The 13,089-nt window shown below is 41.5% G+C and carries 14 protein-coding genes and 1 pseudogene; 2 read left to right on the top strand and 13 right to left on the bottom strand.

Translation table 11 applies throughout. The features are described from left to right. Nucleotides 1-115: 115 nt before the first annotated feature. The 13 genes from ACKPQ5_RS05910 to ACKPQ5_RS05850 all read right to left on the bottom strand — a co-directional run bounded on the left by ACKPQ5_RS05910 (nt 116) and on the right by ACKPQ5_RS05850 (nt 10,752). Complete coding sequence (locus ACKPQ5_RS05910; protein WP_407678173.1) at nt 116-922, bottom strand: ABC transporter permease; 807 nt, start codon at nt 920-922, stop codon at nt 116-118. A gap of 45 nt (nt 923-967) precedes the next feature. Then, a complete protein-coding gene (locus tag ACKPQ5_RS05905) occupies nt 968-2,254 on the bottom strand; it encodes a S1 family peptidase (protein WP_407678172.1) in 1,287 nt (428 codons plus the stop codon). Further along, nucleotides 2,244-3,155: a hypothetical protein gene (locus tag ACKPQ5_RS05900; RefSeq protein WP_407678171.1), complete on the bottom strand. Its 912-nt coding sequence runs from the start codon at nt 3,153-3,155 to the stop codon at nt 2,244-2,246. The genes ACKPQ5_RS05905 and ACKPQ5_RS05900 overlap by 11 nt, the downstream gene beginning before the upstream one ends. Before the next feature lie 48 nt (nt 3,156-3,203). Continuing rightward, nucleotides 3,204-3,575, bottom strand: a complete 372-nt coding sequence (locus tag ACKPQ5_RS05895) for a fluoride efflux transporter FluC (RefSeq protein WP_407678170.1) — start codon at nt 3,573-3,575, stop codon at nt 3,204-3,206. 33 nt (nt 3,576-3,608) lie between these two features. Beyond that, entirely contained in the window at nt 3,609-4,274 is a 666-nt protein-coding gene (infC, locus tag ACKPQ5_RS05890; RefSeq protein ID WP_407678169.1) for a translation initiation factor IF-3, read from the bottom strand. 115 nt (nt 4,275-4,389) lie between these two features. Beyond that, nucleotides 4,390-4,761, bottom strand: coding sequence for a HesB/IscA family protein (locus ACKPQ5_RS05885; RefSeq protein ID WP_407678168.1), 372 nt, complete (start codon nt 4,759-4,761; stop codon nt 4,390-4,392). 48 nt (nt 4,762-4,809) lie between these two features. After that, nucleotides 4,810-5,607 carry an acyl-ACP--UDP-N-acetylglucosamine O-acyltransferase gene (lpxA, locus tag ACKPQ5_RS05880; protein ID WP_407678167.1) on the bottom strand — a complete coding sequence of 266 codons (798 nt, stop codon included), beginning with the start codon at nt 5,605-5,607 and terminating at the stop codon, nt 4,810-4,812. Nucleotides 5,608-5,613: 6 nt separating this feature from the next. Beyond that, nucleotides 5,614-6,216, bottom strand: a complete 603-nt coding sequence (locus ACKPQ5_RS05875) for a hypothetical protein (RefSeq protein ID WP_407678166.1) — start codon at nt 6,214-6,216, stop codon at nt 5,614-5,616. A 12-nt stretch (nt 6,217-6,228) separates the two neighbouring features. After that, entirely contained in the window at nt 6,229-7,335 is a 1,107-nt protein-coding gene (gene aroB / locus ACKPQ5_RS05870; RefSeq protein WP_407678165.1) for a 3-dehydroquinate synthase, read from the bottom strand. Nucleotides 7,336-7,366: 31 nt separating this feature from the next. Next, nucleotides 7,367-8,305 (bottom strand): signal recognition particle-docking protein FtsY, encoded by a 939-nt coding sequence (ftsY, locus tag ACKPQ5_RS05865; RefSeq protein ID WP_407678164.1) that lies wholly within the window; start codon nt 8,303-8,305, stop codon nt 7,367-7,369. An 11-nt stretch (nt 8,306-8,316) separates the two neighbouring features. Further along, nucleotides 8,317-8,748 carry a hypothetical protein gene (locus tag ACKPQ5_RS05860; RefSeq protein WP_407678163.1) on the bottom strand — a complete coding sequence of 144 codons (432 nt, stop codon included), beginning with the start codon at nt 8,746-8,748 and terminating at the stop codon, nt 8,317-8,319. 180 nt (nt 8,749-8,928) lie between these two features. Next, nucleotides 8,929-10,077 carry a prenyltransferase/squalene oxidase repeat-containing protein gene (locus ACKPQ5_RS05855; protein ID WP_407678162.1) on the bottom strand — a complete coding sequence of 383 codons (1,149 nt, stop codon included), beginning with the start codon at nt 10,075-10,077 and terminating at the stop codon, nt 8,929-8,931. Between the two features lie 30 nt (nt 10,078-10,107). Next, nucleotides 10,108-10,752 carry a YdjY domain-containing protein gene (locus tag ACKPQ5_RS05850; RefSeq protein ID WP_407678161.1) on the bottom strand — a complete coding sequence of 215 codons (645 nt, stop codon included), beginning with the start codon at nt 10,750-10,752 and terminating at the stop codon, nt 10,108-10,110. Between the two features lie 201 nt (nt 10,753-10,953). Here ACKPQ5_RS05850 and ACKPQ5_RS05845 point away from each other — a divergent pair, with 201 nt between their 5' ends. Together ACKPQ5_RS05845 and ACKPQ5_RS05840 are read left to right on the top strand one after the other, a co-directional pair. Continuing rightward, entirely contained in the window at nt 10,954-12,501 is a 1,548-nt protein-coding gene (locus ACKPQ5_RS05845; protein WP_407678160.1) for a prenyltransferase/squalene oxidase repeat-containing protein, read from the top strand. Nucleotides 12,502-12,543: 42 nt separating this feature from the next. Next, nucleotides 12,544-13,089 (top strand): annotated as a pseudogene (locus ACKPQ5_RS05840) (hypothetical protein); the annotation flags it as partial.

Genomic DNA, 13,089 nt, shown 5'->3' with positions numbered 1-13,089 from the left:
TTTAAAAACTTTGCTCGTGGATGAGACTCTCAGGGCGCAATTAGGAGATGCGGGCAAGGAGTGGGCTGTTATACATTCATGGGAATTAGTGGCAAAAAACCTCTACCAAGAATGATTACAGAACATCCGCAAAGGCTGGCCTTAATCGATTAAAAAACCAGGAACCACCCAGCAAAACAACAATCCCAAAACACCAAGCGTATCCAATTGCTCCCCAATCAGGATGACTACCCCAAATGGTCACTTTTCGTAAGGAATCAATAATTTGTAAAAGTGGATTCCATTGTAAAAATTTCCATATTTCAGGTGCAGCTACTTTTGCCTTTTCGGCAGAATAAAAAACTCCGCTTGCATACAGTAATGCTAAACCAAGAAATGAGGCTAAATGGTTAACATCACGTATGAAAACACCTAAGGCAGAAAAAAACCATGAAAAGCCAAGAGCAATTAAAAATACTGGTCCGATAATAATTGGAATGAGTAAAAAGTTTTGAGAAATTCCTGAACCTAAAAAACAAATACCGGTCAAACAGAGTCCTAAACCTATAAGTAAATCATAACTTAAAGCTCCAATCATTGCTGTTGGAAGAATCTCTAATGGAAAAACTACTTTTTTTACAAAATTTGGCTGTCCAACAATAATTCCTGGAGAAACTCCAATGGTTCCAGAAACCAATCCAAGTACACTTAATCCCAAAAACACCCCCAAAGCATAATCGAGGGTGGACTCATCAGGGGAATCCGTAAAGCGACCCCCAAAAACTATCCCGAATGCAAAAACATAAAGTCCCAGCATCAGCAAAGGATTGGCAATTAACCAAAAAGCACCTAAGACCGAACCACGATGTCTTTGTTTGACATTACGAAGTAAAAACTGCCACAAAAGTTCCCGCTTTTTAAAAATGCTTAGAATTGGATCCATTTATAAAAGCTTATAAAAAATTTCATCAAAAGTGCGAGTTACATTTCAATGTGATCGATTATAATCCACCCATGCAGCGAGATCATAATCATAATATTGAAGTAGATCCTGGGTAGATTTAGAAATATTTACATAAATCCATTTATCCAAACCGGTGGAGTACAAATAAGGATAAACTCCAAGCCCAGTCCACCACCATCCTAGGTGGTCTTCTTGCCAACCCCACAAGGATTCTCCATCGGTAGTAGAGGAATAAAACCACCCATGCCCGGGGTGAAAAACCCAGTTATTCGGCAAGGCATAAAATGATCCAAACCAGTCCAGCTCAACCCAACCTGAATATGCGGTCTGCCTAGCCTGTGCCCATTTTGATAAATAAGTCTGAATCCACTCCAACTGACTCGCCACTCGAGTATAGATGGTAATATCGCCATAGGTAGAGTCTGAGGTTCCATAAGAAACCACCCCCACCGTTCTCCAAGCTTGATTATCGTACATAAATGCAGGCCCTCCGCTATCTCCAACGGCAGAACTTGCTTCCATCGCAAGCGGGGATGGCGAACTTACACCTGTACCTAAATAACCTACCTGAGCAGTACCGTCCGCTAATGTATTGTTGCTTTGTTGAGGTGAGTCAAAATCGACCGCGAGCAGCCCGCCTTTCTCCGAGGAATCAACCTCTGGAGCATTTACTTCTATCACCTCACGATCTAATGTATTTTCTCCCCCTACCCTAATGCTGTTCTTGTTGTCACTTACTCCTGAAATTCCATCCACTAATGTTCCGTATCCAGCAAGTACTACTTTACCACCGATTAATTCTGCGGCTCCATTGGGAAGTTTTGCAGGATATACTCCCACAACTGGGGTCTTTAGAACAACGAGGGCAATATCAACCCCAAGCTCGTCACCGTCGCCCATTCCTTTTTTCTGATCTAAGCGTTTGACCCAAGCAGGGTGAAGATGGATTGAATCAACGGCATATTTCTTATCATCAGAGGCATTCTCGTAATCGGCATGCAAAATAAACTCCCAAGAGGAAGGGTTGGGAGTAGGGTCAAATAAAGTGTTTTTTAAAACATGGGCCGCTGTTACTACCAAATTGGGTGCGATTAAAGTTCCAGTACCATAAAGGTCATCTGATACAACTGCTCCTACACAAGAAAAACTAGGATATGCCGTGCCTGCATTATAGGGATAAATATTGGAACCAAAATTAAAGTAATCATCCCAGTTTACACTGTCTAGCTTTCCAATCCTTCTTTCTTTCGCAAAAGAAGAAAGAGTTAAAAAAAATAAAAAATAAAATGATACAATTCTTTTAATCTTCACGCGCAGGAAGAAGGTTGGGCGGAGGACTGGGTGGTAAAATATTGGGTGGTGGTGGTGGTGGTGGAAGACTATCCAAATCAATACCATTATCAATATTTCCACCTTGCCCAGTATCACTGGAAATGGATGGGTTGCCCGACCCGCCAGAAGAACTCTCTGGATTACCTGAATTCGTTGAGGTGCGAGAGTTATAACCAGAACCGCCCGCACTAGAAGTGTTTGCTTGATTAGAAGGGAGATTAGAAATGGGCGAACTAGGATTTGCAGATATTGTCCTCCGTGGTACAAATCCAGGATAAGGAAGGCCTGGAAGCATCGCCCGGGAACTACTGCCTGAACCACCCCCCGATGATGGCCCTACCCGTGCACCGGGAAATCGATTACCGATAGGTTTATTAACTAAAAAAGAAGGAATAACAGGATTAGATCTTGGCTTAGGGGGCATCACTTTGGGTGAACTAGATTGGCTAACCTTAGGAATAGATTTAGGTGGAACTGGACTTCTATTACTTGAAGGCGGAAGGCTTGACCCAGATTTTGACTCGAGCAGTTTCAGTTCAAAAGACTGTCCCTCATAGGAAATAGTGAGCGTTTCCGATTCTATATCAAATTCTTGAGCCAAAAAATCTTCGTAGGTTTTTTCATTAATGGTAATCCATTCGCCATGATTCACTTTTTTATTGAAGACAGAAAAGTAAACTTGGCCTTTAAGAATAAAATAACCTTTAAATTCAACCTCCTGGGCGAAGTTTGGTCTGATGATCTTCTTGGGTTTGAAAACTGGTTTAACCGGGGGGGGAGGTTTTCGATTTGAACCGGGTCTCAAAAATGGATTAGGCGCAACCGATCCATAAATCAAGGAGCTGCACAAAAAGGCTATCCATATGGTTCTAATAATCACTCTTACCAATCTGCCATAAAGAATCTCCTGAAGCAAGGGACAAGAGCGTTAAGAACTAGCCCAGGAGTAGAGACGGAATCCTAAGTAAATTGCCAACAGTGTACCCAAAAAATTTAATATAATATAAATAAAAGCGTTCCCCCATTGGGCAGACTTTAAAAAATTGAGTGCATCAAGGCCAAAGGTTGAAAATGTGGTAAAGCCTCCACACAAACCAATAATCCAAAATGCACGAAACAGTTCGCTTTCACTGTTTTGCTCCCAGTGCTTGATACAAATGCCAATTAAAAAAGCCCCCAGTACGTTGACCAGTATGGTTGGCCATGGTAACCATGACCGACAGAAATAGGAAATTAATCCACGAAGAACTGAACCAATGGCTCCTCCGCTGGCCACAAGCAGGAAGAATTTCCAATCCATTGTTTTGGAGGGGGTAAATCAGGAAGGTGTGGACTACTTTTCAGAATCTGAAGTCTCTTCTGACTCCTCTTCTTCAAAGTCTTCGCTGGAATCATCTTCTTCGTCCTCACCATCAATCTCATCAAGTGAGTTGTATTTCAGTACTCTTTGGTGCTGTGGAAGAGGTGACAAGCTCACAATAATAAATCTGCCGTTAAGCTTGGGGGTATCATCCGCCTTACCGACCCCCACTAAATCTTTTATCGCTTGTTTGACCAAGTTCATCCCAAGGTCTTTATGTTCCATTTCTCTACCACGAAACATCAAAGTAATTTTAAGCTTATTTCCTTGGTGAAGAAATTTTTCAGATCGACGAAGTTTTGTAATGTAGTCGTGTTCTTCAATCCTTGGTCTAAACTTGGCTTCCTTCACTCGCTTGGAAGTTTTTTCTTTATTTCTCTTTTGCTTACTTAATTCGTATTTGTATTTACCAAATTCAAGGATTCGGCAAACTGGAGGCATCGCCTTCGAGGCAACTTCTACTAAATCAAGATGGTGAGACTTGGCGATTTTAAGTGCCTCCTCTGGGGGCATAACGCCTAACATTCCACCATCAGGACCAATGACCCGAATCTCTCTTGCTCGAATCTTATCATTCTTTCGAATGTAATCACGGTTTTGATACCGTTTTTTATTTTTTCCACTTGGTTTTTTAACCATGTGGGCTAGCTGCGATTAGAAATTGTCAAGAGTTACAAATTAATGATAATAGAATATAAAGTTTTAAATTGATAAGATTAACCCCTTTTAAGCAAGCCTATTCTTCATTTACTCACTAAAGATTGAAGCTTTCACCACAACTACAACTTGCTTTTGCATTAGGGTTAGAAAATTTAAACCCTCCGGCTACCATTTTATCGGAGTATTCTAAAGTTGTTCCCCTCAAGTATAACGCTGTTTTGGAATCAACTAATAGTTGAACTCCCTCACTGAGTACATAAATATCTCCTTCTTTAGACTCCGCAATAAACTTCATTTTATAGGACAGTCCATTACACCCTCCTCCTGTGATTCGAATGCGTAAATAGTCGCCCTTCCCTTCCCTTTCAATTAACTGAAAAATTTTTGTGGACGCGGAAGGAGATACTTTCACAAGTTTTTCATTTCCTTCTCTCACCCCTGAAGGTAATTCCAAAGCAGATTGCATGATTAATTTATAATAGGGGAAGAGATAAAGTACAACATGTTTAGATTGCTATGCCTGGGATTTGCTTTTCACAAAGCCGCGCCCCCCCAGTAAAAAGAATTCAACAAACTCTTTTGCCAGAGTACTGGAAGAAATAATACTGTCCTCCAGGCAATTTTTGGCACTAAGTGATGGGTTTCCCCTTTTCAATAAAACCGATCGGTAAGCATGCTTTAAGGCTTTTGTATCTTCATTCGAAATCTGTCTTCTTTTCATACCAATTAAATTGAGGCCATAGGCTAAATTACGCCCAGAAATAGTAAGATGGGGAGGAACATCCTTAGAAATCTCTGCCAATCCGCCAATCATTACTCCCTGCCCAATTCGCACAAATTGATGAATACCCGCACCACCGCCGATAAATGTATGATCACCAATGGATACATGACCTCCAATCAATGCTCCATTTGCTAAGATTACCTCCTCACCAAGATTTCCATCATGTCCTATATGAGAATATCCCATTAAGTATGATTTTGACCCAATGTGAGTTACTCCGCCTGCATAGATCGAACGATGAATCGTAACTCCTTCTCCCACCCGAACATTATCTCCCACCTGAACGTGAGACTGGATTGAAGAATCAAAGCTTAGATGCTGGGGGTCGCCACCAATTACTGCAAAATGGCCAACCTTGATCTCTTTTCCTAAAATTGTCCACTTTTTGATAATGGCATGGGCTTCAATCTCACAATTGCTTCCCATTTCTACTCCTTCCTCAATAATTGCATACGGGCCTACCGTGCAACCTTCCCCAAGCTTTGCAAGAGGATCCACAATGGAGGTTGGATGAATAGAATTTGTCATTAGTTATTAAAACATTTCAAGCTGCGGTTCTTTAGTAAGTTCGTAGGCTTTTAATAATTTTAAGACCTGAAAAAATGGTTTTCCCGGATAACTCTTACCCGGTTCGGATTGTCTAAGTAAATTTTCAAGCATAGATCGTAATGTCAACACACCATCCACGCCAATTCCCTGGAGCATGGTAAGAACGTCACTTAATTTAGCTTCATTTCGAGGGAGTGCTGGAACAATCAAGAGACGAGAAAATGCCCCCATTCCACTTTCTGCAAGTTCAGGGCCTGGATTAAAAGCAGACTGAATCCTATTTTCTTTTACCTCTTTTTTAAAAAACTTTACTAATAATCCATCATTATCAAGCATTCCATTTACAAATTCTGAATTCCCCCACCCAATTGAAGAAACTAACGCGGATCGAATTTTAATGAGGTCACCGGTGTATAAACGAAGGCCAAGAGAGGCAGAATTTTCTGAAACAGCAGGATTAAAAATAGCCAGAGTCATTACAGATTCCGGTTTTTTTCGTACTGTAACGGACTCCACTCGACCTGCTTGGCGAACCAGAAAGCCATTACTTTCGAAGTAAGCTTCCATCAAGTCGTGTTCAATATCCATTGAAAAAAAAGGTTAAGTCGCCCCCACCGACTTCCAAACTTCAACTACATCAGCTTCAGATATATCGGAAGTAACAAATGAATCACCCAATTTTTTAAGCATAACAAAACGAATTTTCCCTGCCGATACTTTTTTATCTGATTGCATCGCATTCATAAGCTCAGAAATTGCTAAGCTTGAATTAAGCTGAATTGGTAATTGATAAGATTGAAGTAGAGATTCCAAAGATGACTCGTCCTGACTGGTACAATAATCTCTCCGTCTCGATAAACGAAGGGCACAGACTAAACCAATGGAAACCGCTTCCCCGTGAAGATATTTCCCGTACCCCGACACTGCTTCGATTGCATGGGCAAAAGTATGGCCAAGGTTGAGCAGTGCACGCCCCCCCTGCGCACCATCCGTTTCACGTTCATCATCTTCAACAATTCTGGCTTTGTCCAAGCAACAGGATTCTATAATTCCTGGCAGTTCTTCTGATTCCGAGTGAAGGGGTGAGGAAAAGGAAAGAAGGCGAGTAAAAAGTTCCTTATTTCCAAGAAGTCCATATTTAATAACCTCCGCCATACCAGCAGAAAATTCTCGATTTGGTAACGACTTCAAACAGTCCAGGTCAATAAAAACAGCCTTGGGTTGATGAAATGCTCCAACTAAATTCTTACCCGCTTTTAAATTGATCCCCGTTTTCCCTCCGACTGAACTATCCACCATTGCCAGTAAGGTAGAGGGTACTTGATAAAAATCAATTCCTCTCAAATAAGAAGCGGCGGCGAACCCCGCAAGGTCTCCAGTTACTCCACCACCAAGTGCGAACAGGATTCCCGATCGATCGATCCCTTGATCGGCAAGAAAATTCCAAATATTGGACAAATGCTCGATTGACTTGGTCGTTTCTCCACTCGGTAAATTTAAATGAGGAACGGAATTAAGAAATTCGCTGGCAAATAAAGGTGCTTTTTTTATTAATCCACTATCCGTTATTGAAACCACTTTTTTACCTTGGCCCAAGTATTTACTGGATGCCTGGTTAATCAAGGATCCTAAATCCCGACCAATATAAATCGGGTAGGACCGTTCACCAAGCCCTACATTTAAAGTCTTGAGTACATTTTCACTCATTATTGCTTTGTTATTCTAATCAAGGGAAAGATTAATTGACGGATTCCATTTTTACATCAGGTAAGATGGAGTCTAGATACTGCTCTATTGAAAAGGGTTGCAAATCATCGGCAGACTCACCCAGTCCAACATAAAATATTGGAATTTTAAGCTCTCGGTAAATTGCCACTAATGCCCCCCCTTTTGAAGATCCATCTAGCTTAGTTACTACTAAACCAGTAATACCAAATTTTTCATTAAAGACACGGGCTTGTTCAATTCCATTTATTCCCGTTGATCCATCCACAACCAACCAAGAATGATGGGGTGCCTGCTCATTTCGTTTTCCAAGCACTCTCTTCATCTTGGCTAATTCATCCATTAAGCCTTCTTTCACATGAAGCCGGCCAGCGGTATCAATAATAACTAAGTCATACCCACGAGATTCGCCTGCAGAATAAGCATCAAATGCAACCGCGGCAGAGTCTGCACCATGATGACCGGAAACAACCTCTAACTCCAAACGGTCTGCCCATGCCTTTAATTGCTCGGTCGCAGCAGCACGAAAAGTATCACAGGCTCCGAGAATTACCTTCCTCCCTGCCGTCTTTAATTGATAACCCAATTTTGCGCAAGTGGTAGTTTTACCGGAACCATTGACTCCAATTAAACAAAGAACCTCAGGCTTGTTGACCGAGTTGCCTAAATTATCAACCCCCTCTGCCCCCTCCAAAGTGGTACGCAAAACCTTACGGGCAATCTCCCCGACTCCTTCTGCTCTGAGTTCTCTGTCAGTTCGATGAGCTTCTCGGATAGAGTCTAAAATCTCTTCTGTTGTCTCGACCCCAAAATCACTCCCATAAAATGCCTCTTCAATTTCAAGCAAGCTATCTTCATCGACTCTTCCCTTCCCTGAAAGGGTATCAAAAGCACCATGTATAAGAGAAGCCCCTTTTTGAAATCCTTTTTTAAATTTTGAAAAAATTCCCATTCGTTTGTCTTTTATTTGGGCTGTATGAGCAGGGTGCAGCAAGAATACTCCACCATTTGATTAGTGCAACAGTCCTTCACTTCAAAAAGTTGAATTGTCAGTATGATTAAACGATCACTCAGATCCCATGTGTCAGTCAGATAACCTCCTTCGTCATTTAGGGGAACATCATTCAAATTGGGGAAATCTCGATGTTCTCTCTTTACTCCGTATGTTTTTATTACCATTTCCCTGAGGTTTTCCCATTGAGGCTGAACCACATCTTCATAAAATGAAAATTGCCAACCTTTCTGCCCTTCAATCAAACAAAACTTGAGCTTATCTTTTTTTAATTTTGCCGCGAGTGAATATCGGAAATTATTCAATCGAAGTGTGCATTTAACCAATTCCTTATCCCGTTCCTCGTAAATTTGTAAAAAGCCTCCCTCTCGAAGCTTTTTCATAACAACTTCGCGAGAATCCTCTTTTTTTAAACTAAAATAAACAAAATCCGTATCCAATTTTGCAAATTGAGGAAGGTCTTTAACGCCCCCAAACAAAGGAATTAGTTCTAATAAAAAACAAAGTAAAAAAAACCAAGCTTTCATCGTACAATGAGTGTAATAACAGAAGAAAGGGAGTAATTAGAGGCTGTAATAAACTCTTTCCAAAGCAAGTAATGCATAGGAGGAAACCAAAATTGGGTCTCTTTCCCACCATCTTCCATTTTCATTCAACCAGTATCCAGCAGGATTCTGTTTATTCAATAACTCTAAAGCCAATTCTTTTCGCCAATCTTTCTTTTTTCCTTCCTTATCTAACACAGTCTCGACTCCGCTCAAAGAAAGAGCTTTCGCCATTGTATGGTAATAATAATATAAACCTTGCTGCCCCATCCCAGGGTTTTCTGTTATATCGTAATTTTCCTCCAACCATTTCCGAACCGCTTGTAAGCGAGGATCAGAAGTGTCCATTTCGGCGTAAATAAAGCTAAGCAATCCCGCATAACTCATGCTGCCATAAGAGCGTAATGCTACTGAACCATTCTCCCCCTCTCTTTCCCCTGCCATACTGCTTCCTGGGAAATAAACGAACCCCCCTTTATCTTCAGCATGTTCGCTCACCCATTTTTCTTTATTCGTAGCGGATAAGTTTTGACATTTACTCACAAAAGAAATCGCGGCATCCCAATCTAAGTCTAGATTCTCACCCTCTTTAGGTTGGAGTGATTTTTTGGCATAAAAAAGAGCTTCCATCGCCAGATGGGTATTGGAAAGATCGGAATGTGCCCAACGGGATCCGTACCCTACTCCTCCATCGAATGTATTATCCTCCACCCCTTTTTGATCAAAATCTGATTGTTGATTGATAAGAAAACGCCTCGCGGTTTGAATAATTTTCTCATATTCGGGATTCTTAGACTGTAATAATGCCATCATGCAAATGGAGGTATTGTAACAAGCCAAGCCCTTTCCGTATATTCCTCCATCGGATTGAACCTTTGAGAGTAAAAATGAAAAGCCTTTCATTTGATTGGCAGAATATTGGGCCACAACCAACTCATCTGGATGCCCCATAGTTGCACGAAGTGCGAGAGCAGTTAAGGCAGGGTAATCTGCTTCTCCCCAATGACCTGAACTCCCGTTTTGTTCCTGGTTAAGCCACTTCACTCCCTTTCCAATGGCCCGCTCAATCTCTAATTTTATCGAGGTAGATTGATCGGCAAGTAAAGGAGTAAACCCGCAGGCAAAGAAAAATAAACTTACTCGAAAAAAACCTTTTATTGTATTCATAATTTATCTTCTAAAAATAACTCAAAACCTTTATTGAGGCAAGTGGAAGCGAATCAAAACAGGCAATTCCAAAGGAGGCATCTCTTGCTTATTTGCGATCCATACATCGTCATTCGAGCTATCGTAGTCACTGTTATTCATAACGGCACTTTCATCGGCGTAGATCGCAAGAATAGAACCCGAAGATTCCGCCAAAAAAGTTCCTTCTATCATTTTGGAACCGGTAAAAATAAATGATTTCTTTTCTATCGGTCCATTTCTATTCTGGTTAATCGATAATTTCTCTATTTCTTTTTCATAATTTGTTCCGTTTATTTCCCACGAAACTAAAATTTCAAAGCAATTCTCAGAATAATCGATGGATTTTGGATCATCACTCCATAAATTCTGAAAGAAGCCTTCGACGGGCTTGAACTTGAGAAGCAAGAGCGAGGTGTGAAAAATTTGCGGTCTTACTGAAGTACGAAAGAGGGATTCATGAATCTTTCCATCTTCATGAACCACCCCATACTCTACCAGTCCATTGACTTGATTTGAAATTGCAGGAATTGAAACGGAATTGGATTTACGATCAATTATAATTCCACCGAAATCATAAATTCCCTCTTTTACTTTTTTGATCGACGGTAAATTACTAGCATTATCCTCCGCAATTAATGAATTCGAAGTAGCCACTGTAAAAAATAAAATAGTAATTAAAAAATTTCTACCAAAACTAAAGTTTGAAAAAAGTGTTACCATCTTGCTAACAACATAATTTAAGTGTGCTCGGTTCAAAAGGAAAGAATTTAATAGAAATAAATATTCCTGCATACTTGACCTTATCCCATTCATGTTTCATGTTGAAAATACTCTTTTTTATATATTTTTACAATTATGGACCAAGAAGAAGTTTACCCCGAAGAAAACCAAATCCCTCAAGAAGAGTATCTCGAGGAACAACAAACTGTTTCGGTTGCACCTCCCCTTGAAGGAGCTTTTAGCAAGTACATGCGCGAGTATCGACTACTCAATAGCCTCCTCGTTTCTTTACTTATGCTGACCATTATAATGTCTTCCATTTGGGGGATGATGATGGGACTCGCACTCAGTGGGGAAGGGAATTCCGATTTTTCCGACGGAGGTACGGCTCCTGCCGCACAAAAACAGGAAAAACAAAAAGTGGTCAAACTGATGCAAAGACAGAAAAAAGCACAACCCACTACCCAGCAAACTTTTCGAACCACCGCCATTTCTGACATTACACTACCCGACTTTAATGAATTGGATGTGAAGGATTTAGCCCCAGTGGTTGAAGCCGCTGCCCCCACGATGTCCGCCGCAGGCATGAATAACGATAAAATGACAAAAGCGATGGCGGGTATTGGATTGGCTTTGCCCAAAACGATGCAACAACGTTGTGACCCCAAGAAACGAATCGCCCGATTAAAATCGGGGGGCGGGAAAACAATGACGGAAACCGCAATCGTCAAAGGCCTCAACTGGCTTAAGGCAACACAGAGCGAAGATGGTTCTTGGGGAGCAAAAGATAAAGATGAAGCAGGAAAGCCCATCAAGGCGGACGCTCATCACAAAAAAGCAATGACAGGAATGGCTCTTCTTTGTTACCTCGGTCATTGTGAGCTTCAAGATTCCCCCGACTTTGGCCCCACCGTACAAAAGGCGATAAAATATATTACCTCCATGCCTCCCGACGAACCCGTGGGAGCAGGAAACCGTGGTTCCTATTCGCACCCTATTCGTACCTATGCTCTGTGCGAAGCTTACACGATGACCAAGATTAAAAAATTGGAAATTTATGCAAAACGGGCTGCCGAACTTGTAATCAAGGGACAAAATGAAAATGGTGGGTGGGCCTATGCATACGGAAAAGGCCCAGCGGCTCACACAGATTTATCTGTTGCGGGATGGAATATCCAAGCACTCAAAGCAGCGGCATACACCGGAATTGAAATCAGTGGATTAGATGAGGCGATGGATAAAGCGATTAAATATGTCAAAGAATGCCAGGACAAGGCGGGTAAGTTTGCTTATCAAAGAGGAAAGGGAGGAAAAGCCAGTCTTACCGGAACGGGAGTCCTTTCCCTGCAAATATGGAAAAATGCCAAGTCAGAAGAAGCCGAAAAAGGTCTTGAATGGATTGTACAGAATGAAGCGGTGATTACAGAATGGAGTAAGGTCGATGTGTATGGCTGGTATTACAACGCACAAGCCTGTTTCCAAGCAACCGGCGTATCAGGAGGTTCCAAATTCTGGAAAGCGTGGAATAAGGATTTTCAAAAAACAGTTACTTCCAACCAAGCAGCAGACGGACATTGGCCCCATGGTAACCATTTTCATGGTGACTCGGATGTATACCGAACAACCATGGCTATTTTGATGCTTGAAGTTTACTATCGGTACATGCCCACGACGAAAGTTTAAATTCTTATTGTAAACTAATTACGGTTTTGATTACTTGGTCACATGGACCAAGAAGAAGTTTACCCCGAAGAAAACCAAACTCCCCAAGAAGATTATTTAGAGGATCATCAATCCGTTACGGTTGCACCTCCCCTCGAAGGTGCTTTTAGTAAGTACATGCGCGAGTATCGCTTACTCAATAGCCTCCTTGTTTCTTTGCTTATGCTGACCATTATAATGTCATCCATTTGGGGAATGATGATGGGACTCGCACTGAGCGGGGAAGGGAGTTCCGACTTTTCCGACGGAGGTACAGCACCTGCCGCACAAAAACAGGAAAAACAAAAAGTGGTCAAACTGATGCAAAGACAGAAAAAAGCACAACCCACTACCCAGCAAACTTTTCGAACCACCGCCATTTCTGACATTACACTACCCGACTTTAATGAATTGGATGTGAAGGATTTAGCCCCAGTGGTCGAAGCCGCTGCCCCCACGATGTCCGCCGCAGGCATGAATAACGATAAAATGACAAAAGCGATGGCGGGTATTGGATTAGCTTTGCCCAAAACGATGCAACAACGTTGTGACCCCAAGAAACGAATCGCT

It is taken from the genome of Candidatus Seribacter sulfatis (assembly GCF_964187635.1).
In the GTDB taxonomy this organism is placed as follows: domain Bacteria; phylum Verrucomicrobiota; class Verrucomicrobiia; order Opitutales; family Seribacteraceae; genus Seribacter; species Seribacter sulfatis.
Note: the sequence above shows the minus strand (reverse complement) of the source record. Positions and strands in the feature narration are given on the sequence as shown.